Raw genomic sequence first — 20,573 nt, forward strand, 5'->3', positions numbered from 1 at the left:
GGCAGAGGGGCTGTCGGTTGCAGCAAGCGTAACAGGCTAAGCTACCAAGCCGAGCAAATCGGCGGCTATGCCGGGCCACGGCTGGTTCAGGTCGATGGTGACGACGCGCACCGGAAAACCACCTAGGGTATAGCGCAGGTCGGCCTCGTGGGTGGCGGCTGGGTACAGCAGCACGCCTTCGAGCTGCTGCCCGGCCCTAGGTACCTGGTTTTGCAAATAGGCGAAGAGCTGGTAGAGGTGCGGCGCAATGAGGCGTTGCCGGTCGTAATGGGGTTTTAGGGCCGCGGCGTAGTACTTGGTATCGAGGATGATCTTCCGCTCCGCCGACTCCAGGCTGGTGTCGGTAATCATATTGGGTAGCAGCCCCAGGTCCTCGGGGCGCTCGGCTTCGGCCTGCCAGCCAATGGTTTCCGATAGCACGCGGTAGCGGCGCTGCTCGAGCCGGTAGAAGTTGCGCACAAACCGCTCAAAGATGCCGGCCATCAATGCTTCGTCGCGGCGAAAATCGTGGAAACGGGTGCGGCCTTCGGCATCGGTATCGGGCAGGGCGGTGCGGTAAATCAGGTCGCAGATGTTCAGCAAAAAGCCCTCTTGCCCCGGCAGGCGCAGGCGGCGCACCGCGCGCAGCTCATGGCGGGTAAACGGGGCGGCCTCCAGCTCTTCCGGAAAGCGCGCCCGCAGGCGGCGCACCTCCTGGCGCAGCGCGGCCGGCAAATGCCGGGTGCGGCCGAGCACCTCCAAGGTGCCGGCCAGCAGGCGGTTGAACGGGGTGTTCGGCCCTAGGTCGTCGTAGGCACAAACGGCGCGGCCCTGCCGCAGCAGGTCGCGCGACAGGGTAGGCGCGAGCAGTACGCGGCCGCGCAGCTCGGTTAGCTCTTCCTCGCGCTCGGCGTAGCCCAGGGGCAAGCCCTGCTGCAACAGCCGCCGCGTGCCGGCCAGCAGCATGTGCGTGAGCAGCTCCAGCGGCCGATGAAACGTGCTGGCCTCCAGGTGCTGCCACTCGCCCTGGCCGGGCAGCCGGTTCCAGGCGTAGCAGAGCAGGTAGTGCAGGTTTTGTATCGGGACCACGGATTAAGACGGATTTTTCGGATTTAGCGGATTTTGTGAACGGCGCCATCAGGCCGGCCTCTGCGGCTTCTGCGCAAGCCTCCGCGCCCTCTGCGGGCTAAGTCGTCAGCGTCTGATTCAGGCCGACAACAACCGCTGCTTGTGCGCGGCGGCCTGGGCCGGTTGGTCGAACCAGTAATCATCGAGCAAGGGCGCTATTTCCTGCTCCAGTACCAGCGTGAGCCAGTTGGCGGCAGCCGCAGCATCGGCGGGCGGTTGGCAGAAGTAGCTGTGGCCGAGCTGGAAATCGGGGCCGAGCTCGGGGTCGTCGGCAATGGCTTGGTTGAGCTCGTTGAGGCGCAGCAGCAGGCGCTCGGTTACCAGGGCCGGCACCCCGCGGCGCGAGAGCAGCTGGCGCAGCGGCTCGCCAAACTCGGGCTGCATTGGCACGAAGGCAAAGCGGCGGCGCAGGGCGTAATCGAGCGGGGCCAACGAGCGGTCGGCGGTGTTCATGGTGCCGATCAGGTACAGGTTGTCGGGCACGAAAAACCTAGGGGCATCGGCCGGCGCGTAGGGCAGCCGCACGGCGTGGCGCGGCCCGCGCTTATCGGCCTCGAGCAACACCAGCAGCTCGCCGAAAATGCGGTTCAGGTGCCCGCGGTTTATTTCATCAATCAGCAGCACAAAAGGGCGTTGCGGCTCCTGGGCGGCGCGGCGGCATACGTCGGGCAGCACGCCATCGGCCAGCCGAAAACCGCCCTGCCCATCGGGCCGGAAGCCCTGCACGAAATCCTCGTAGCTGTAGCTCGGATGAAACTGCACCAGCTCGATGCGCGACTCGTCGGTAGTACCGAGCAGCAGCCAGGCCAGCCGCCGGGCCAGAAAGGTTTTGCCTGTGCCGGGTGGCCCCTGCAAAATCAGGTTCTTCTTCCGACCTAGGCCCGCCAAGGCATCATCCAGCTTTTCGGCCGAAACAAACAGCTCCTGCAAAGCCATGCTGCGGTCGTAGGCTTCGGCCGGGGCGGCGCCGTAAGCTGTTGGGGGCTCTTGCGCTTGCGGAGCGGCAGCGGGCAGAGCGGCGGGCGCCGGGGCCTTTTTGCTGGTGGGCTGCGGCACTTCGTCGGCGGCCAGGCCGGTGTAAAGCTGCTGCAAGGCCTCCTGCGCGGCCACGTCGCCATCAAGCGGCGAGTTGGCCAGCGTCGGGCGCTTGGTGGTTACGGTAAAGCTCAGGCCTTCGAGCACTTGGTTGGTGGGCGCGCCGGCGGGCAGCGGCCACTCGGCATCGGTGTGGCCGGTAGCCAGGCGGTAGGCCAGCTGCGCCACCGGGCGCGGCGGGTAGCGCCGACCCCGAAACACCAAATCGTACACCGTGCTGGGCGTCAGCTCCGTGCCTTCGCGGTCGATCTGGCGCAGGGCACGCAGCACGTGCTCGCGGGTAAGCAACGACAGTTCGGAAGGGGCGGTAGGAGTAGCGGCCATGCAAACGGGAAGGTACAGGCAAAACGCCAACTGGGCGGTAGTAGTTCGGAAACCCGGGTGCCCGCAAAAGCCGCGCCCCGCGCCGGCCCCAGTGGCCGGCGCGGGGCGCGCTAGTTGGGTATTAAAGGCTTAGCGCTTGTTGCGCTGGTTGCTCTTCAGGCCCGGATCGGCGTGGCGCTCCGGGTCGTGGGCTTTGTCGGGCGTGGGGTGCCGGTTGCTGGTTTTCATCGTGTCGGGCCGCTGGTCCTCCTGCTTTTTGCGGTTGGGGTCGTCGTGCGAGGGCGTAGCGGGCACGTTGGTTCGGTTCTTAGTCATGGCTGTGGGTGGTTTTGGGTGAAACCATGCCTAGGTGTACGCGGCTCGGAGTAGGGTGTTTGGCTTCGCAACAAATTGACCATCAGTACCGACGAGCTGTGATAGCTGCGCCCCGTGGCTGCCCGTGCTCCGGCAGCTGCTACCGCTGCCTGCCACCTAGGGCCTAAAAAGCCCAGCCCACGTTCAGCCCCGACGACACTTTCAGCGGGGTTTCCCGCTCGCGCGTGCCGGTGTAGTTGTCGTTCTGGTCGTAGGTTTTCTCGGTTTTGTCGCGGTAGCCGAGGCCGGTAAACAGCTCCACTGCCAGGTGGCGGCCCAGTACGGCCTGGTAGCCAAACAGCACGTTGTAGTTGCGGTTGACGGTGCGGCTGCCCACTTTGTAGGCAAAATCGGGCGCCTCGAAGGTGTAGTGCGCTTTGGTGTAGGAGAAGTGCGGCGACACGTAAAAGCCCTCCGGCGCCTGCCGCCGCTGCCCCAGGTAGTACTTGTACTGCAGCTGGTAGCGGTGGCCCGTGGTACGCGTTTTCACATCCGTCCAGACGACGCGCGCGTGCCCGGCGGCCGCAAACGCCGTCATGATGGTGGCGCTCAGGGCTGCCTCGCCGATGAACGTAAACGGATAGTTGGTGCCCAAATAAGAGTAGCTGCCCATTACGCTGCCGTGCGGGCTTATCACGCGTTCGTAGCCCAGGCGGGTTTCCACCGAAAACGGCTCCTGCCCGTGTATCCAGCCCAAGGGGGCAATCTTGATAATGTTGCGGGGTGCGGTTGGCGCCGGGCCCGATTCCGTGGGATTGGGCCACAGTAACCCGCCGCCCAACGTGGCGGCCCAAAGAAGCACAGACATTCTTAGTACAATAAATATAGCTAAAGTTAGATGCTGGCGGCGACATCCACAAAGCAGCGGGTTGGGTTGAGTGGGGCCGGAATTGGATGCTATCGATAAAATACTGTATTGTTTAATTTTATACCTATAAACGTTAAACAAAATTGAAAGCTCCTCAGTATACGACCCGCCACCGGCACCAGTTCAACATGAAAATACCGCTACTCAACCGTATCGTTCGTCTAGGTTTGCCGGGTACTGCCCCCGCCCCCGTAGCCGATGCAGCGGCCGAAGCAGCGGTGAGCAACCTGCGCGACGCGTTGCCCGAACTGCTGGCCGCGGCCGTGGTAGAGCTGCAAACCGGCCGCTTGTTGGCCAGCCACGCCGCGCACCGCGGCCCCGATCTGGCACGTGCCGCCCAGCACCACGCGGCCGTGGTGCGGCAAAAGCAGCAAGCCGTGGCGGCGCTGCGCCTCGAGGGCGAACAAATTGCCGATATACTCATCAGCACCCGCGAGCAACTGCACCTGCTGCGGCTGCTGCCCGGCGGGCAGCGCCTGCTGTACCTGGCCGTGAGCACCCACGATACCAACCTGGCCGTGGCCCGCAGCGTGCTGCACCACGTGGCCGGATAACCCGTTTTTTCAACCCCCTTTTCCTTTAACGTATGGCGTACTCTTCTACTAACCCGGCCGGCAAGGCCATCGAAAATATCATCAACGAGTTGCCCCAGCTGATAGCTGTTGCCGTTGTCGATACCCAATCGGGCATGACGCTGGCTTCGCACAGCAACTCGCCCTCGCTCAACCCCGAAACCGCCGCCGCCTACAATACCGAGGTGGTAAAGCAAAAGCAGAAAGCCATGGCGGCGCTGAAGCTGCAGGGCGAAACCATCGACGACATCCTCATTTCGCTGACCAACCAGCTGCACCTCATCAACCTCGTCGACGGCGGCAAGAAGTTCATTTACCTGGCCGTAAACGCCCGCGATACCAACCTGGCCATTGCCCGCGACGTGCTGCGCCAGCAAAGCGAGCTGCTGAAGTAACCCCTGCTTGTTTGGGGCCGCGGCCCCGTTTCCTAGGTGCCCGGGCGCGTTGCGGCGGCTCGGGCCAGCTGCCCTATTGCCTTTCTCTCAGCTGTTCGCGAATTCTTCGCTTCGCAATAAGGCGGTCGTTTGTCTGTGCTTTTCCGGGCGGGGCGCCCAGGTGTCCCGCCGGGGTTTATTCATCCACCACTTTTTCAGTACAGCTGATGAAACTAACAGCTTCCCCCTTCCACCCACACACCGGCGCGCTGCTGCCGGTGTACCGCGACGCCTACCTGCGCGGCGATTTATCGCGCCAGCACACCGCCGCCGTTGATGCTTACCTGAAAGCCAACCGTGCCCTGGCCGACGAAACCCTAGGTCGGTTCTACGATTTGCGCCAGCAGGGCGAGGCCGTACGGCCCCGGGGCTGGGTGCAGCGGCAGCTCGAGCTTATTCGCACCGAGCCCGAGCGCCTGCGCCGCCGCGCCGCCGTGCTGGTAACCGGGGCAGCGCTGGCCGGCGGGGCCGTAATGGCCAACGCCAACCTGCCGAACCGCAACCTGCCCGTACCCGACGCCACCGAAGCTACCTTACCGGCCGCGGCCGCAGGTAGCAGCGCCGCCATGCGCTACGTAACGGTGAAGGGCCGCATTTTGGGCGAAAACGGCCAGCCCCTGGTAGGCGCCACCGTGCTCGACAAAGCCACTGGCTTGGGGGCCGGCACCGATGCTCAGGGCAACTACGCCCTGCGCCTGCCCGCCGGCGAGGCGGCCCGGTTGCAGTTTGGCTACGCCGGCTACACCGAAGAGGAACTGCCCCTTGATGCCCGCTTTACCCGCACCGTAACCCTGCTACCCCGCGAAGAAACACCCGGGCGCAAAGCCCGCCGCTGGTGGATTTTCTAACACCCGCAAACTCGCCGCTTGCTCCTGCACGGAGCGTGGCCAGCCAACAAAAAACCCGCAGCGCCCTAGGTGCTGCGGGTTTTTTGTTGGCCTGGGGCCTAAACACTTATTGGTACTGAATGTACAAGGGCTTGGGGTCGAGCTCGGCCAGCACCTCCTTGGGCGTCATCATGTGGTGAGGCGCCGGGCGCGGGTCGTACTCGTAAAACAGCTTGAAGCCGGTGAACTGCACGGGCTCCTTCACGATGTAGTCGCGGTACGAGTCCTTCTTCAGGATGGGGTTGCCCCAGCCGTCCATGTGCATTACCACCTGCACGCGCGGGTCGAGCTTGATGTTTTTGTAGTTGGTAATCATGCCCTGCGTGAAGCGGTGCACGATGAGCACCTTCGGGGGCAGCTTGTTTTCCGAAACGATGCGGGCCAGGAAGTTGATGGCGTAGTTAACGTCCTTCGCGTCGTAGGTACCGATTTTGCGGTTGGGCTTAACCTTCTTGGTTTTCAGGGCAAACTCCGGGTCGATGCCCAGGTGAATGTCGGGCGACTTCAGGTACTGCTCCAGCTTGGGCAGCTCGCTTTCCAGGTCGCTCCAGCCCACCTGCACGTCCAGAAACAGGATGCAGTTGTTTTCGCGGGCCCACTTGATAACCTCCTCGATGGTAGCCTTGGAGTTCATCAGGCGGTACTTGCCGTCCTTGCCCGGGCTGCCCTGGGCCGTGATGGTTACGTTGTGCAAAGCGGGCTGAACCGGGATGCTCGGGTCGGCTTCCTGCCACTCCTTCTGCACCTTCCGGAACTTGGCCAGCATCTGCTCTTTGGGCTCGCGGCCCAAAATGCCCATGCCCTTCGAGCGGATGTTGCCATAGAAAGCAATAATGCGCTTGCCCGGCAGAATGGAGCCCGGCAACTGCCCGCTGGCGCGCACAATGGAGTCGGCCTTAAGCGAGTCGCGGCGCATGGCCTCGCGCTTCAGCTGCACCGAGTCGATAACGACGGGTTTGGCCGCAGCGGCCTCGGCGGTGGTGGCAGCGTTGCCCTCGGCATCGGTGCGGGTGCCGCAGCCGGGGAGCAGGGTGGTAAGAAACAGGCCCAGTGCGGGAAGCACGACGGCCTTTAAGCGGGAAGCGTAAGCGAAATCAGTCACTAGCAAGCGGTTGATGGGCAGAAGACTGTCTCAAAGTTAGGGCCTTTTTCAGGAACCCTTAGCCCGAAAGCGCTTAGGCGTAGTTAAATCGGTGTTAAAAAAGCAGGCCCGCCCCGGCGAGGGAGCGGGCCTGCTGGTGCCATCAGGACTACAAGGCAAACGAAATGGGGATGGTGTAGGCAACCCGCACCGGCCTCCCGTTTTGCTCGCCGGGTATCCAGCGGCCTGGCAACTGCTGCACCGCGCGCACCGCAGCCTGGTTCAGGGCGTCGGCCAGGGGCTGCTGGGCCTTGTCGGCTACCTCGATGCCTTTGAGCACTTCGGCGCCGCTGATCCGGCCATCGGGCTCAACCACAAAATGCACAAACACCTTGCCCGCAAGCTTTGCCGCGGCCGCCTCGGCGGGGTACTTCACGGTAGTGCCTAGGTCGTGCATCAGGTGCGACATGCCGCCCTGGTATTCCGGCATCTTATCGACGCGGCTGTGTACCTGCTCGGTGCCCCGGTACATCGGCGGGGCAGGTGGCGGAGGCGGGGCCACCGGTGCCTCGGGTGCTGCGGGCGGCGGGGGCGGGGGCGTGCCAAGCGAGTTCATCTTCTCGCAGGCCACCAGCATCAGCACGGTGGCGGCCATGGGCAGCACGGCCCATTTGCGCCAGGCCGCGGTGCTTTGGAGGTGGTGTAACATACGAATGCGGTTGAGGGTGTTGGAAGTGGCAAACGTGTGGGCAAGTGCAGGCGCCGATTGCCAGGCAGCGGTGGCCTGTTGGGCGAGCAAACGGGCGTAGCTGCCCGGCTCTTTAGCGCCCGGCTCACCTAGGGCAGCGGCATCGGCGAGGTATTCGTGGGTAAGCGCCAGGGCGCGCGGGTAGCAGTACATAAGCGGGCTGAACCACAAGGCCGCGCGGCAGAGCTCCAGCCACAGGCGGTCGGCGCTGTGGCCTTGGCGCACGTGGGCCAGCTCGTGCATCAGCACCTGCTCGGCCTCAGCGGCGGAAAGCGGGGCGGTGTCATCCCAATACACGGTGCGGCCAAACGAGCTTACCGGCAGCTGCCCACCCGTGAGGCGCAGCGTGTAGCCGGGCCGGGCTATAGCAGGCAGGCGGCGGGTGAGCAGCCACAGCCTACCTAGGCGCAGGCCCAGCAGCAGCAGGCTTGCTGCCGCGCCGCTTATGTAAAGCACCAATAGCCAATCAGTTGTGCGGGCAATGGCTTGCGGGCCGGCGCCTACGTGCAGCACCGGCAGCACCACCGTGGGCATGCCCAGTTTGCGCACGGCCGCCGCTACGGGCCACCATTGCTCCCAGGGTAGCAGCGGGGCCAGGGCAGCAAGCAAGGGCGTGAGCAGCAGGTAGGCGCGGTTGTAGCCGAAGCATGCCTCGCGCCGGAGCACCGCCCAGTACAGCAGCCAGCAAGCACCCAGGCACAGGGTGCTTTGCCACATCCAGTTAAGCAGGCTTGGCATCATCGTCGGCGGGGTGGGGTGGTTGGTTGAGGTCGTGCTGGGCGTGGCGCAGCAGCTCGTCGAGCTCTTGCGCGGTCAGGTTTTCTTCCTTCGCGAAAAAGGAAACTAGGCGGCCGAAGGAGTTGCCGAAGTACCCGCCCAACAGCTTGCGCAAGGAGTGGCGGCGGTAATCATCCTGCACTACCAGGGCGTGGTAGCGGTAGGTGCGCCCGAAGGCCTCGTGGCCCACGTAGCCCTTTTGCTCCAGAATGCGGATGATGGTGGATACTGTGTTGTAGGCGGGTTGCGGGCTGGGCATTTCGGCCAGCACCTCCTTCACGAAGGCCGGACCCAGGCGCCAGAGCACCTGCATTACCTGCTCTTCGGCGCGGGTTAGTTCGGGTAGTTTTTCCATGGGCGACATCAGTGAGCTAAACGTACAACTAATTATTTAGTTATGAAACTAATCTTGTAGTTGTATGGGTGTGTCGCCCGATTTCAGCCAACAATGGCACCTTTTAAATCCCTGGGTGGGTGCGGCCTAACGGTGCGTGGCACCGCCCCGCCGCGCGATACGGCTCTTTTTGGCTGCGCCGCGAAATCTTTTGCCTGCTGAGGTGTTGAGGGAAGACCAATCAGAACTAACTCCTCCGTGATACAGAACAAGCTTTTTCAGCGGTTTGCGCGCTACGCCTGGCTGCTCTCCACGGCCCTGCTGCTGGTGCCTACGCCCAGTTGCCAGAAAGAATCGGCCGCTAAGCCGGCACCGCCCACAACGCCGCAAGCCCCTGAGCCCACCGGCGGCCGGCTTATCAGCAGCACGCTTATCGGCGAGTACGACCAACGCACGCTGGCGGGCCGCGTGGCCTCGGTGCCGCTGGTAGGTGCCCTGGCCCAACATCCCATTAAGGTGTACAAGCTGACCTACAGCACGCGCAACACCGATGGGCAGGATATTACCGCCTCGGGGGCGCTGCTGGTGCCGGTTACCACCAAGGCTTTGCCGCTGCTAAGCTACCAGCACGGCACCATCTCGCCATCATCCGAAAGCATGGCGCCATCTTACTACAGCTCGAGCAGCGAGGTATGGTCGGCGGTATCGGTGCTGGCTTCCACGGGCTACATCGTATCGGCTCCCGATTACATCGGCTACGGTGCCTCCAAGGCCCTGCCGCACCCCTACGAGCACGCGCCGTCGCTGGCGTCGGCTTCGCTGGATATGCTGCGGGCGGCGCGCGAGTTCTGCCAAAAGCAGCAGGTACAGCTCAACAAGAAGAACTTCCTGCTGGGCTACTCCGAAGGCGGCTTTGCTACCATGGCCCTGCACAAGCTGATTGAGGAGCAGGCCAGCAACGAGTTTACCGTTACGGCCAGCGCGCCGGGCGCCGGGGCTTACCACAAAACGGCCTTTGCCAAGTATATCCTCAACTCCACGCAGCCGCTCAATTTCCTGAACTCCTACGTGTGGGTGCTGAACACCTACAACCGCGTGTACGATATCCGGCGGCCGCTTACGCACTACTACAACCAGCCCTACGCCACGCAGCTGCAGAGCAACCCCTTTACTGCGGTGCCGAAACAGGTGCAGCAGCTCTTTACCGAGAGCTTCCGGACGAGCGTGCTCAACAACAACGACGCGCCGATGAGCACCGCCTTCCGCAACAACGACGTGTACGACTGGAAGCCCAAAGCCCCGCTGGCCCTCTTCCACGGCACCGCCGACGACTACGTGCCGTTCTTCAACTCGCAGGATGCTTACGATGCCATGCGCGCCAAAGGAGCCACGCAGGTGCAGCTGCGGCCCATTCAGGGCGGCAACCACTTCAGCGCGGCAGGAGCCTATACGTTGGAGGCGTTTGGCTTCATTTCGCAGTATTACTAGCACCTAGGCAGCTTCCGGATCAAAAACGCGGCCCCGGCTCCTGCTGTTTGCAGGAGCCGGGGCCGCGTTTTTTGGGCAGTATGCATGCTACTACCGCGTGCCGGGCGGCGGGGTAGGCTCGAAGGTTTTCAGCCGGATGGGCACGCCCAGCATCAGCCCCACGCTTGAGCCGCGCACCCGGAACTGCTCGGTGCCGTGGCCGCGGTTGTAGCGGTAATCAAGGTCTACTTTAAGCATGTCCGTCAGGCCTTGGTTCAGGAAGAGCGTCAGGTTCAGCTTTTCCTTGCCCAGGCGGTAAAAGCGCGCCGTAACGCCGCCTGTTACGAATGCGCCCACCTTGTTTACCAGCCGGGCACGTTGCACTTCCGTAATCGTATCGGCCATAAAGCTGATGGATGATACAGCCGTTCCGTCGTTGATTTGCCGCCTGTAGTTCAGTCCGCCGCCACCGTACACCGACAGTCCCACGCTGTAATTGTAGAGGGTTTGTTCGGGGTTGATGGGCGTGAAATTGAACCGTTTGACCTCGTGGTGCAGCAGCACGGGTAGCCGGTGCACTTCGTCGCCCGAGGTCGAAAAGCTGTATACGGTGCCGTACGTGTTGTTGCTGTACGCTTGCGGCATAAAAATGCGGTGGCCCCGACCCATCATGCCCGACGAGTACCCCACCGATACGGCCGTTTTTTGGTTCAGCTGCAAGCGCAACATAGGCGAAACCAGCCAATGAAGCCGGAACTGATGCCCCGTGAGCGGGCCATTGCCCAGGCCGAAATGCGCCCCTTCAGCGTAGCTGTAGTGCGGCCCGCCTTGCAAATCAAGATAAAGCTTGCGCTGGGCGTGGGCGACTATGCCAAGAAAAAATAGGCAGCAAAAGATAATTAAATGAAAGCGCATAATAGGCAAAAAAGCCTGGCAACTCTGGGTAAGAGTTGCCAGGTAATTTGTATTACAAATGAGTTATTTGCAGTGCTGGTCCTACAATCCTGCCATCCAAATCTGAAAATTGTACTTTGCAATCATAGCTCTTTAACCCGCGGCTTGATTCGTAATAACGTTTGGTTACCTTGCTCCTATTGGACTCGTTAGGAGTTGGGATTTTGAAATTATAATAGGTCGTAGCGTCAGCGCTCCAGCTTGTTTCGCACATTGGCAACCATTTTACCGTCGGCTGTGGTGTCAAAGTAACCGCTGGATTCTGTGCCCACCATATTCCGAATGATTTGACTTGGCTTTCTCCTTTGGCAACAATTGAAAAATAAATACCTACGCTTTGATATACAAGCTTGCAATCCAGTCGTTGACTACGGCTATATTGTATCCCCTTCTCGTCCTTATTTGCAGGGGCATTGCTGCCGCAACCGATGCCTGATCCGGCGCCGATGGTGAAGCTACTGCTGCTCGACGGTGCGCCTTCTACGCCTGCGTCTTGAAGCTCAAAAACATTTTGGGTAGTAGGATACCAAAAAATCTCCGGCGAATTGGGTTGCTCGCTGATTAGCTCGTCGTAGATTTCGCCATTGTCCACCGCAGTGTAATACAAGTGGTTGGTGGCGGGATCGAGGCGGTAAATGTCGTCACCAATTTGGATCGTCATGTCAGGCGATAAGATGGTGGCGAGGTATTCGTCCTCGATGTAGTTTTGTTCGTCAACGGGCGTATTATACACAATAGGCGTGTAGTCGCCTTCCAGAGTGGGTTGATCCACAATGTTTTGAGCGGGGTTAGCCGCTGATTCGGAGCCACTGGCCGCTATGTTCTTTTTTTGCTTGGCTTTGGCTGCGCGCAACGAGAAAAAGTTGTGGTCTTTTTCCCACTTTTCCAGGTGCGCTTCCAACGACATGCCTACCGGTACGTTACCGATTTGGTGAATCGTTCGCTCGAAGTCCTTGCGCGTATCAAATTTCAGGAACTTGCCATTACGAACCGGTTTTGGTTCTTTGGCAAGCTTGGCATCGGTTTGCGCAGCCGAAGCCTTAACTCCCGAGGGCAAGGTTTCTTCGTGTTGGCAAGCAGTTGTAGATAGCAGCAAGCCCAGGCTTATAACTGCAGAAGCTTTGCCCAGAAAGGCAAAAGAGGGGGGGGGTAAACGTAGACACAATAAAAATGTGAGTGGATTAAAGATCGGCTCGTTTCTACTGATCAGGATGAATACTAAAGCCGTAATAATTACTTGCAAGTAATAGGTGCAGTGATTTACTGTTAATATGAACAAATAATCACTGCGGCAAATATCAGGAACGTTTACTTAAAACAAATAGGCGAGTATAAATATTTTTCCTTAAATATGTATATACATTATAAGATCGTGCATTGATTGGAGTGATGGTATCTTGTTGTTTTGATAATTAAGAAGTTGAATGGATTAATTTTAATTTTGAGTAATTAGGATGTTGCTTGGAGAGCAAGCTAAAAGGAGGCCTAGATATCACTGCCTCAATTCGTTAAGTTGATGAGCTGGCGCGGGACTGATGGCCTGCCGCAGCCAGCAGCCCGTTAGTGCAGCCAGGCCGCCCACCAAACCGGCAAGTACCGCCGCTACCAGCACCACCGCCCAGCCCTGCCCACCTAGGGGCAACAGCTCGGCTACACGGTTGGCTAGGTGGCCGCCGTTGCGTACGTATAAGTAAGCCGCGGGCAGCAGCCAACCCAGGGCCGCTCCGCCAAAGCCGGCACCAAAAGCCTGGCCGCCGCGACGGGCCAGCAAGGCACCTAGGAGCAAGGCTACCGCGGCCTGCGCCCACCAGGGCAAAAAGAGTTGGGGTACGGCCGCCAGCACCAGTATTGCCAGGAAGAGTTTCATACCAGAAAAGGCTAGGTGGTTAGCGGCGTTGCAGCGTCCAGGCGGCGTGCACGCGCGGGTGTTGTTGGGTGGGCGAGGTCAGGTAAATCAGCTCGTTGAGCTGGCCCGTGCGCCAGGTTTCGATCATGTTGTCGTAGTAGCGGGAGCCGGGGTTGCCGCTTTGCCCGCCGGGGAACACGCCGTAGGCTTTCGGCTCGGCACCTAGGGCTACCACCATACGCCACGAGGGGCCGTTGCGCTCGGTGGTGGCGTTTACGATGGCCGCGCCGCCGCCGCAATCCAGATCCAGGCGGCCGAAACCGGGCAGGCGGGCCAGGTGCAGGATGTCGGTACTCTTGTGGTTGGCCCAGCGCCACTTGGGCCCTAAGTCGCCGTACTTGCGGGTAAGCGAATCGGTGGCAAGCTGGAACGACTGCAAGGCCAGTTGCGGCAGGGTTTCGCGCTGCGGCGTGCGGCGGTCGTCGATCCAGCGCGAGGTGTCTTCGCGCATGATGAGGTTAACCGTCCGGTCGCGGGTTGGGTAGCGCATTTCCAGGCCGGTGGCTTTCAGGCCGAAGTCGTCGTCCCAGATGCGCTTGGCCAACTCGGGGTACCACATTTCAAAAATACTTGGGGCAATAAGCTGCGCATCGTGCAGGTAGTTCCAGCGGCTGAGCTCGTTGTAGGCGCGGCGCTGGGCGGCGGTTAGCTGCTCGGGCTGCACCAAGGCCAGCATGCGCGGCAGTATCAGTTGGGCGTGCAGGTTCAGGTTGTCGTTCTGTAGCACGCGCAGCGAGTCGGGCGTGGCTTTGCGCATGCGCGCCAGCTGCTCGTTGATGCGGTGGCCGCGCTCGTAGCTGGCAAAGCTCCAGCCTAGGTAATAGGGGTAATCGGGCCCGGCCGGAAACTGGTTGGCCGACGACACAAAGCCGCGCGCCGGGTTCTTCACGTGCGGGTTCTGTGCCTGTGGAATCCAGCCCTGCCAATCGTGCTGCGGGTTGGCGCCATCGAGCACAAACTTGCCCTGGTTTTTCCACTTCAACGGAAACTTGCCGTTGGGCCAAATGGCCACGTCGTTCTGCTGGCTGGCAAAGATGAAGTTTTGGGCCGGCGAGGCGTAGGTGCCCAGGGCCGCGGCGTAGTCCTGGTAGTTGCGGGCGCGGTTGAGGCCGTAGAACGTGAGCACCTCGTTGCCGCCCTCGTGGGCCGTCCAGCGCAGGGCGTGCCGAATGGGCGTTTGCTCGTTGAAAACCTTCTCGGCGCGGTCGTAGGTGATGGGGCCGTGGTGGGTGTAGAGCACCGTATCGAGCCGCTCGGGCAGGCCGCGCACTTTAATGCGCTCCACCACGCGCCGGATGGGTTTCCACTGCCCGTCGTGCCAGTACTCGCGCTTGGTCTTGTCTTTGAACTTCAGCTGGTACCAGTCGAGCACGTCGGCGCCCACGTTCGTCACGCCCCAGGCTACCTCCTGGTTGAAGCCGATGATGATGGTGGGCGCCCCCGGAATGGTAACGCCGTACACGTTTACGCCGGGCGCCACCAGCTGCATCTGGTACCAAATGCTGGGCAGGTTGAGCTGCAGGTGGGGGTCGTTGGCCAGAATGGGCAAGCCCGAAGCTGAGCGCGCGCCGCTCACGGCAAAGTTGTTCGAGCCTAGGTCGGCGTCGGGCTCCAGGGCAGGTACCTTATCGGAAGCCGCGGCGGCAAACACCTCCGGCACCGGCGGCGTTTTCACGGGCGTGTAATCGAGCGGCGTGCCTACGGGCACAATCGGGTCTTCGCGCGTGGGATAGTCCGGGAACAAGTCGCGCACCACCGCGGGGCCGTACTTGTGCAGGGCGTTGGAGAGGCGCAAATCGTCGGAGCGGCCGCTTAGGTCCCAGGCCATCAGCTTCAGCAGCAGGGCGCACTTGAGCGGCGTCCAAGCTTCGGGGGCGTAGTTCAGCAGTTTGTACTCGAGCGGGTAGTCGCGCGGCGCTAGGCTGTTGATGTGGGCATTTACCCCGGCCGTGTAGGCCTCCAGCACCGTGCGCGTGGTGGGGTTGGCTAGCATCACCTCGAGCGACTTTTCGGCCCCGTAGGGCAAGCCCATGCGGCGCTGAAACCGGTCGTACTCCAAGGCCCTAGGTCCGACAATCTCCGAAATGCGTCCGGCCGCTACGTGCGTCTGAAACTCCATCTGCCAGAGCCGGTCGCGGGCCGTAAAGTAGCCCTGGGCGAAGTAAAGGTCGTGGTCGTTCTGGGCGAAGATGTGCGGCACGCGCTGGTCGTCGAAGCGCACCGTTACGGGCTGCTGCAGGCCGGGCAGCTCTAGGGTTTGCTCGGCGGCAAAGTCGCTGGGGGCTTCGCCGTTGCGCCAAAAGCCCTCGTACGGGCTCAGGAACTTGCCGAAGGCCGGCACCTCGCCGTGGTTGGTGTTGAGGGCCCACACCAGGGTACCCGTAGTCAGAAGAGCCAAACCGGCCCGGATGTAGCGCAGCATAAGAGCGAGCAATAGCTGCCCTCAACATCCGACAAAAAAACGCGCCGCGCAAACCTAGAGGTGTTTCTCGCAGAGGTTCGCCGAGGTTCGCTGAGTCGTTCAACGGCCTCTGCGTACCTCGGCGCCGACCTCCGCGAACCTCAGCGAGAAAGAAAAACCCCGGCTGCGCAGTGCAACCGGGGCCGTTGGGCTTGCTGAGTAGGAGTGCTACAGATTTTCGGCCTGACGCACGAGCCCACTAATACCGCGGCTCTGCAGGCGCTGCCACAGCTCGTCGGCCTGGGGGCGGGGCAGCCGCTCGCCCACAATCACGCGGTTGAGCGGGCGGCCGTTCACGTTGTCCTGGCGCACGGCCACGGGCAGCTGCGCGTCGAGGGCTTTGATTTGGGCGGCCAGGGCCTCGGCGTTGCGCAGCTCGCCGAAGGTGCCGGCCTGCACCACGTAGGTTTCGGCGGGCTCGGGCGAGGTTTCCGTCACCACAATGTCGGTTTCCTGTTCGGCGGGCACGCTGGCCACGCCCTGTACCGGGCCCAGGGGGGTGTCGGCGGGTACGATTTGGGCCACCACGCCAGCCGAGCCCAGCTGCACGATGCCCAGCGGGCGGGCCGCTACTTCCGACAAATCCAGGATGCGCTGGTGGCGGTAGGGGCCGCGGTCGGTTACGCGCACCACCACGGCTTTGCCGTTCTGGGGGTTGGTTACGCGCAGGCGGGTGCCGAAGGGCAGGGTTTTGTGCGCGCAGGTGTATTGGTTGCGGTCGAAACGCTCGCCGTTGCTGGTGCGTTTGCCTTGGTGCTCGCGTCCGTACCACGAGGCCCGGCCGCGCAGCACAGCGCTTTTCGAGGCGGTAGCGGTGGGGGTATCGTCGGCCAGAGTTGGGAATGAGCCGGCCAGTAGCAGCAGGGCTACCAGCCAAGTCATCAGCAAGCCCGAGAGGTTCTGTCGTTGGGTCAACTTCATTGATTCTCTGCTTTGGTGAACAGGCCAAAACTATTGGCCTCGCCGGAATACAATCCAAATACCCCAGCGGCGTAACCTAAGCAGAATAGTTGAAAATTGTGCTATATCCGGAAAATTTGCATTTAAGATTATTTCTGATCGGCTGAAAAATGGCTGATTGTGTTTCCTTGAGGGCGATTTAGGATTCTGTGTGGATAATTGGCCACCTCGGCAAGAAATAAGATTATCTGCCGCTGAAAAAAGTTACGGTCGAGCCTCCGGGTTTTGTTCAAAAGCCGTTTGGTAATTACCAAAATTTTGTGTAAGGGAGTATCGCCTGCTGCGGTGGGCATTGCGTAGGTTTGAACATGGATTTTGGCCGCTTACCCGATGTGCGCGGGCTCGACTTTACCCTGCCGCCCGACCACCCCGACACCGCCACGCTGCTGGCCCGCACCGCCCCGCTTGCCGAGCCGGCCGGTATCTGGGTGGGCTGCCCCACCTGGACAAACCGCTCGTGGCTAGGCCAATGGTACCCCTTGGGCCTGCGCGAGGCCGATCAGCTGATGTGGTACGGCCGGCAGTTCAACTCCTTGGAGGTGAACGTAACGCACTACCGCATTCCCGATGCCGACATGGTGCGGCGCTGGCGCCAGGCCGTGCCCGAGCACTTCCGCTTTTGCCCCAAAGTGCCGCAAAGCATCAGCCACGACCGGGAGCTGTTTCGGGCCGAAGACCTGACCAACTCGTTTTGCCGCGCCCTCGAAGGGTTGGGCGAGCAGCTGGGCATGGCCTTTTTGCAGCTGCCGCCCCACTTTGCGCCCCAGCAGCTGCCGCGCCTCGAGCGATACCTGCTCGACTGGCCCCAGCACCTGCCCTTGGCCGTGGAGCTGCGCCACCCCGCCTGGTACCACGACAAAGCGCTGCTGGCCGAAACCGCGGCCCTGCTCGAAGCCCTAGGTAAAACCTGGGTTATCAGCGACGTGGCCGGCCGCCGCGACGTGCTGCACCAGCGCCTCACCACGCCCGCAGCGTTTATCCGCTTCAACGGCCACGCCCTGCACCGCTCCGATTACCTCCGCGCCGATGCCTGGGCCGAGCGCCTCGCTGCGTGGCTGCAAAGCGGCCTGCAGCAGGTGTATTTCTTTATCCATCAGCGCGAAGTGAACGACGCCCCCGTGTGGGCACAGTACTTTTTGCAGCGCCTGGGCAAGCTTACCGGCCGCGAGCTGCCCGCTCCCAAGCTGGTGGTGCAGCCCGTGCAGGGCAAGCTGTTTTAGCGCCAAAGCAGTTCGGGCACCTAGGGCGCGGCCATGGCCGCGCCCTAGGTGCCCGGGCAACGGAGGCTTGCCTGCAGCCTCAGAAACGCACGCCGGTACGCAGGCGGATGTAAGGCTCGAGCTGTAGGTTACGCGACCAGCCCGGCAGGGTGTAGTAGCTCTGGCGCTGCAAGCGCAGGCCAGCACCCGCATCGAAGAAGCCGTACTTGCCGAAAGTGCGCTGCCAGCCCCACATCAGCTCGGCGCTGGGCTGGTAGTTGAAGCACACGGGCCTGTCGGACCAATACGGGGAGCCCGCGCGGGTGAGGTTGTTACTGATTTGCAGCTGCAGATAGGTGCCATTGAACGGCGCAATTGGCTTGCCCAACCGTTGGCGCCGCGCTTGGCCGTAGTAGTACCGCACCCCGAGCGAGGCGCGAATTTCGGCGAGCTGCAGCCGGCCCTGCGAAACGCCAAAACCCTGGCGCACGTCGCCGCTGAGCGCAAAGTTGCGGCCCAGTTGGCGCTCTACGCCCGCGTACACCGGCACCTGAAAGCCAAACCAACTGCCCCAGGCATCGGCGGCATCGAGCCCCAGCTTAAAAATGGTTTGGGCCGGGGCCGGCGCCAGGGCGGCCGCTGCCGAGTCGGGGAGGGCGGGGGCCTGACCTAGGGCCTGGCTGACGGATAGCGGCAGGGCCAGCAGCAGACTAGCGGCGGGTGCAAATAGCTTGGGCACAAACAATGGGGTTGAGGGTTGTAGGTTAAACCCAGGAGGCCGGCACCAGCCGCCTGGGTTGCATGCGGGCCGGCAAGCCAACCAGGCCTTTTTGTTCGTATGTTGTTGTCTTACCCCTCAACCCGACCACGTTTCCGGCTATGCATACACTGTTTACTCTGCGGCGCGCGGCCTTGGCAATAGCTGTGGCGGCGGCCCTGGCCGGCCCCGCGGCGGCGCAGCAACCCCTGGCCGCAGCACCCGCTACCTCGTGCCTGCTGCTGCCCCTCGACCCCGCCGAGCGCGCCCAACGGGCCACGCTGGTGGTAGAGGCCGAAGTGGTGGCCCAACGCAGCTTCTGGGACCGGGAGCACCGCCATATTTACACCGCCAACACCTTGCGCGTGTACAAGCTGCTGAAAGGCCAGTGGGCAGCCGGGCAACCCCTGACGGTAATAACCGAGGGCGGCACCGTGGAGCTGGCGCGCGAAAGCATCACCAATACCCTTGCCCTGAAGGTGGGCGAGCAGGGCCTGCTGTTTCTGCAGCCGGCGGGCTTTCGGGGCGTCAGCGAGCCGCAGGCTTTCATGCCCTACGGCAGCCTGCAAGGGTTTATTCGCTACGATGTAGCCGCGGCCACGGCCGCCGAGCCTTTTCGGCGCTACCCGCTGCTCGACGAGGATTTTTACCGGCAGCAGCTGACTTTCACGGGGCAGGAGTTGCGCCTGCTCGACGCCAACCCCGCGCTTACGGCAGCCGTAGCCAGGCGCCTGCGCCCCGCCACGGCGCAGCGGGTAACGGCGCCCGTAATTACCACGCTCGCGCCGCTTAGCGTAACGGCGGGTACCGGCACGGTACTTACCATTAGCGGCAGCGGTTTCGGCGCTACCCCCGGCAGCGTCGATTTCCGCAACGCCGACGACGGCGGCGCTTCGTTTACGCGCACACCCAGCTCCGAAATCGTGTCGTGGTCGGATACGCGCATTCAAGTGCGGGTGCCCTCGTTCACGGAGCAGGGGCGCCCGGCCGGCACGGGCAACATCCGCGTGAATACGGCCGACAACCAAAGCACCATCAGCGCCCTCAGCATTACGGTGGTGTATGCCGTTTCCAACGTGCAGGAAACTACCAGCCTGGCCTTGTTCCCGACGGAGCACTTCAACCAAAACCGGCGCGGGGGCTACTCGTTTCAGCCCGATGCGGGGTTTGCGCAAAACGCGGCGGCCATGCAGGCCTTCGGCCGCGCCCTGGCCAGCTGGCGTTGCCAAACGGCCATCAACTGGGAGCTGGGTGCCACGCGCACCAGCCGCGGCATTGCTTCCGACGACGTGAATGCCCTGGAGTTCGACCAAGGCAGCGAGCTGCCCGCGCAAGTGCTGGGCCGCACCACCAGCTATTTTCTGGGCTGCCGCGATGCCAACGGCCAGATTCGGTTTTGGGTGAAGGAGATTGACATGCTCTACGACGACGGCACGCCCTGGCAATTCGGGCCCTCGCTGCCCACCGCGCTGCAAATCGATTTTGAATCGGTGGCGGTGCACGAGCTGGGCCACGGCCACCAACTCTCGCACATAATTGCGCCGGCCGCCGCCGGCCGACCGGGCGCCGTAATGCACTACGCCATCGGGCGGGGGCAGCTGAACCGTACGCTCGATTTCGACCGCGACATTCAGGGCGGCTATATCGTGCTGCAGCGCAGCTTCGCGCCCGATAAGTGCGGCGCCGCGCCCATGATACCCGCGCCGCTTACGGGCACGCTCTCGGCTCAAACGGCCGGCCCGCGCGTGCTGCTTACCTGGCCCGTGCGCGACGAATGCAACGTGCGAAACTACGTGGTAGAGCGCAGCACCGATAACCAGCAAACCTGGGCGCGCGCCGGGCAGGTTTCGCCCACGGGCGCTGCTTCGTACACCTTCACCGACAACAACCCCGGCGCCGAGCTGGTGCACTACCGCGTGCTGGTGCAGCTCAGCAACGGGCTCAGCCTCACGGTAGCACCCGTTTCGGTGCGCACCATACCCGGGCCCGAGTTTGCGCTGTATCCCAACCCGCGGCGCGGCTCCGAGGTGTATGTGGCCCTGAACGCGGCCTCTACCGATAACCTCATCATCCGGCTGTACGATGCCGTGGGGCGCTACTACGGCGGCACGGCCTACCCCGTGCCGCAGGCCGGCTTCAACCCCCAGATTCAGGTGGAGCTGCCCGTGCTGCGCGCCGGTTGGTACCTGATTCGGTGGGAGGCCGGCAGCCAGAAGGGCACGGTGCCGTTTATTCAGGTGGAATAGCCATTGCGCCACGGTGCCGCAGCGCGACAACGCCGTCGGGCG

Annotated in this window: 20 protein-coding genes; 7 read left to right on the forward strand and 13 right to left on the reverse strand. The window is 62.4% G+C overall.

What is annotated here, in order from left to right; genetic code table 11:
* Positions 1-36: 36 nt before the first annotated feature.
* The 4 genes from OIS50_RS16060 to OIS50_RS16075 form a co-directional block, all read right to left on the reverse strand.
* A complete protein-coding gene (locus OIS50_RS16060; protein ID WP_264691645.1) occupies positions 37-1,068 on the reverse strand; it encodes a 5-methylcytosine restriction system specificity protein McrC in 1,032 nt (343 codons plus the stop codon).
* Positions 1,069-1,185: 117 nt separating this feature from the next.
* Positions 1,186-2,526: an AAA family ATPase gene (locus OIS50_RS16065; RefSeq protein ID WP_264691646.1), complete on the reverse strand. Its 1,341-nt coding sequence runs from the start codon at positions 2,524-2,526 to the stop codon at positions 1,186-1,188.
* Positions 2,527-2,655: 129 nt separating this feature from the next.
* A complete protein-coding gene (locus tag OIS50_RS16070; RefSeq protein WP_264691647.1) occupies positions 2,656-2,841 on the reverse strand; it encodes a hypothetical protein in 186 nt (61 codons plus the stop codon).
* 163 nt (positions 2,842-3,004) lie between these two features.
* Positions 3,005-3,688 (reverse strand): DUF3575 domain-containing protein, encoded by a 684-nt coding sequence (locus OIS50_RS16075; RefSeq protein WP_264691648.1) that lies wholly within the window; start codon positions 3,686-3,688, stop codon positions 3,005-3,007.
* A gap of 188 nt (positions 3,689-3,876) precedes the next feature.
* Here OIS50_RS16075 and OIS50_RS16080 point away from each other — a divergent pair, with 188 nt between their 5' ends.
* The 3 genes from OIS50_RS16080 to OIS50_RS16090 all read left to right on the forward strand — a co-directional run bounded on the left by OIS50_RS16080 (position 3,877) and on the right by OIS50_RS16090 (position 5,602).
* Positions 3,877-4,302 (forward strand): hypothetical protein, encoded by a 426-nt coding sequence (locus OIS50_RS16080; protein ID WP_264691649.1) that lies wholly within the window; start codon positions 3,877-3,879, stop codon positions 4,300-4,302.
* 32 nt (positions 4,303-4,334) lie between these two features.
* Positions 4,335-4,715: a hypothetical protein gene (locus OIS50_RS16085; RefSeq protein WP_264691650.1), complete on the forward strand. Its 381-nt coding sequence runs from the start codon at positions 4,335-4,337 to the stop codon at positions 4,713-4,715.
* A gap of 206 nt (positions 4,716-4,921) precedes the next feature.
* On the forward strand, positions 4,922-5,602 hold the full coding sequence (locus tag OIS50_RS16090) for a carboxypeptidase-like regulatory domain-containing protein (protein ID WP_264691651.1): 681 nt from the start codon (positions 4,922-4,924) through the stop codon (positions 5,600-5,602).
* Positions 5,603-5,708: 106 nt separating this feature from the next.
* On the opposite strand, the gene OIS50_RS16095 is transcribed toward OIS50_RS16090, so the two are convergent.
* The 3 genes from OIS50_RS16095 to OIS50_RS16105 form a co-directional block, all read right to left on the reverse strand.
* Positions 5,709-6,704, reverse strand: a complete 996-nt coding sequence (locus tag OIS50_RS16095) for a hypothetical protein (RefSeq protein ID WP_264691652.1) — start codon at positions 6,702-6,704, stop codon at positions 5,709-5,711.
* Positions 6,705-6,891: 187 nt separating this feature from the next.
* On the reverse strand, positions 6,892-8,211 hold the full coding sequence (locus OIS50_RS16100) for a M56 family metallopeptidase (protein WP_264691653.1): 1,320 nt from the start codon (positions 8,209-8,211) through the stop codon (positions 6,892-6,894).
* Entirely contained in the window at positions 8,192-8,602 is a 411-nt protein-coding gene (locus OIS50_RS16105; protein ID WP_264691654.1) for a BlaI/MecI/CopY family transcriptional regulator, read from the reverse strand. Before OIS50_RS16105 ends, OIS50_RS16100 begins: the two co-directional genes overlap by 20 nt.
* Before the next feature lie 237 nt (positions 8,603-8,839).
* Here OIS50_RS16105 and OIS50_RS16110 point away from each other — a divergent pair, with 237 nt between their 5' ends.
* Positions 8,840-10,069, forward strand: coding sequence for an alpha/beta hydrolase family protein (locus tag OIS50_RS16110; protein ID WP_264691655.1), 1,230 nt, complete (start codon positions 8,840-8,842; stop codon positions 10,067-10,069).
* Between the two features lie 90 nt (positions 10,070-10,159).
* On the opposite strand, the gene OIS50_RS16115 is transcribed toward OIS50_RS16110, so the two are convergent.
* The gene (locus tag OIS50_RS16115) at positions 10,160-10,777 is read right to left on the reverse strand and encodes a hypothetical protein (RefSeq protein WP_264691656.1); all 618 of its coding nucleotides are present in this window, start codon (positions 10,775-10,777) and stop codon (positions 10,160-10,162) included.
* Between the two features lie 15 nt (positions 10,778-10,792).
* Here OIS50_RS16115 and OIS50_RS16120 point away from each other — a divergent pair, with 15 nt between their 5' ends.
* Positions 10,793-10,933 (forward strand): hypothetical protein, encoded by a 141-nt coding sequence (locus tag OIS50_RS16120; protein WP_264691657.1) that lies wholly within the window; start codon positions 10,793-10,795, stop codon positions 10,931-10,933.
* A gap of 82 nt (positions 10,934-11,015) precedes the next feature.
* On the opposite strand, the gene OIS50_RS16125 is transcribed toward OIS50_RS16120, so the two are convergent.
* The 4 genes from OIS50_RS16125 to OIS50_RS16140 form a co-directional block, all read right to left on the reverse strand.
* A complete protein-coding gene (locus tag OIS50_RS16125; protein ID WP_264691658.1) occupies positions 11,016-12,245 on the reverse strand; it encodes a hypothetical protein in 1,230 nt (409 codons plus the stop codon).
* A 249-nt stretch (positions 12,246-12,494) separates the two neighbouring features.
* Positions 12,495-12,869 (reverse strand): hypothetical protein, encoded by a 375-nt coding sequence (locus tag OIS50_RS16130; RefSeq protein WP_264691659.1) that lies wholly within the window; start codon positions 12,867-12,869, stop codon positions 12,495-12,497.
* Positions 12,870-12,888: 19 nt separating this feature from the next.
* The gene (locus tag OIS50_RS16135) at positions 12,889-15,330 is read right to left on the reverse strand and encodes a penicillin acylase family protein (protein ID WP_264691660.1); all 2,442 of its coding nucleotides are present in this window, start codon (positions 15,328-15,330) and stop codon (positions 12,889-12,891) included.
* A 207-nt stretch (positions 15,331-15,537) separates the two neighbouring features.
* Positions 15,538-16,290, reverse strand: coding sequence for a septal ring lytic transglycosylase RlpA family protein (locus OIS50_RS16140; protein WP_264691661.1), 753 nt, complete (start codon positions 16,288-16,290; stop codon positions 15,538-15,540).
* Positions 16,291-16,637: 347 nt separating this feature from the next.
* Here OIS50_RS16140 and OIS50_RS16145 point away from each other — a divergent pair, with 347 nt between their 5' ends.
* The gene (locus OIS50_RS16145; protein WP_264691662.1) at positions 16,638-17,549 is read left to right on the forward strand and encodes a DUF72 domain-containing protein; all 912 of its coding nucleotides are present in this window, start codon (positions 16,638-16,640) and stop codon (positions 17,547-17,549) included.
* A gap of 79 nt (positions 17,550-17,628) precedes the next feature.
* Here the strand turns inward: OIS50_RS16145 and OIS50_RS16150 are convergent, their stop codons facing one another.
* Positions 17,629-18,267 (reverse strand): hypothetical protein, encoded by a 639-nt coding sequence (locus tag OIS50_RS16150; RefSeq protein ID WP_264691663.1) that lies wholly within the window; start codon positions 18,265-18,267, stop codon positions 17,629-17,631.
* A 140-nt stretch (positions 18,268-18,407) separates the two neighbouring features.
* Here OIS50_RS16150 and OIS50_RS16155 point away from each other — a divergent pair, with 140 nt between their 5' ends.
* Positions 18,408-20,531, forward strand: a complete 2,124-nt coding sequence (locus OIS50_RS16155) for an IPT/TIG domain-containing protein (RefSeq protein ID WP_264691664.1) — start codon at positions 18,408-18,410, stop codon at positions 20,529-20,531.
* Positions 20,532-20,573: the final 42 nt, after the last annotated feature.

It is taken from the genome of Hymenobacter sp. YIM 151858-1, assembly GCF_025979705.1.
Taxonomy (GTDB): domain Bacteria; phylum Bacteroidota; class Bacteroidia; order Cytophagales; family Hymenobacteraceae; genus Solirubrum.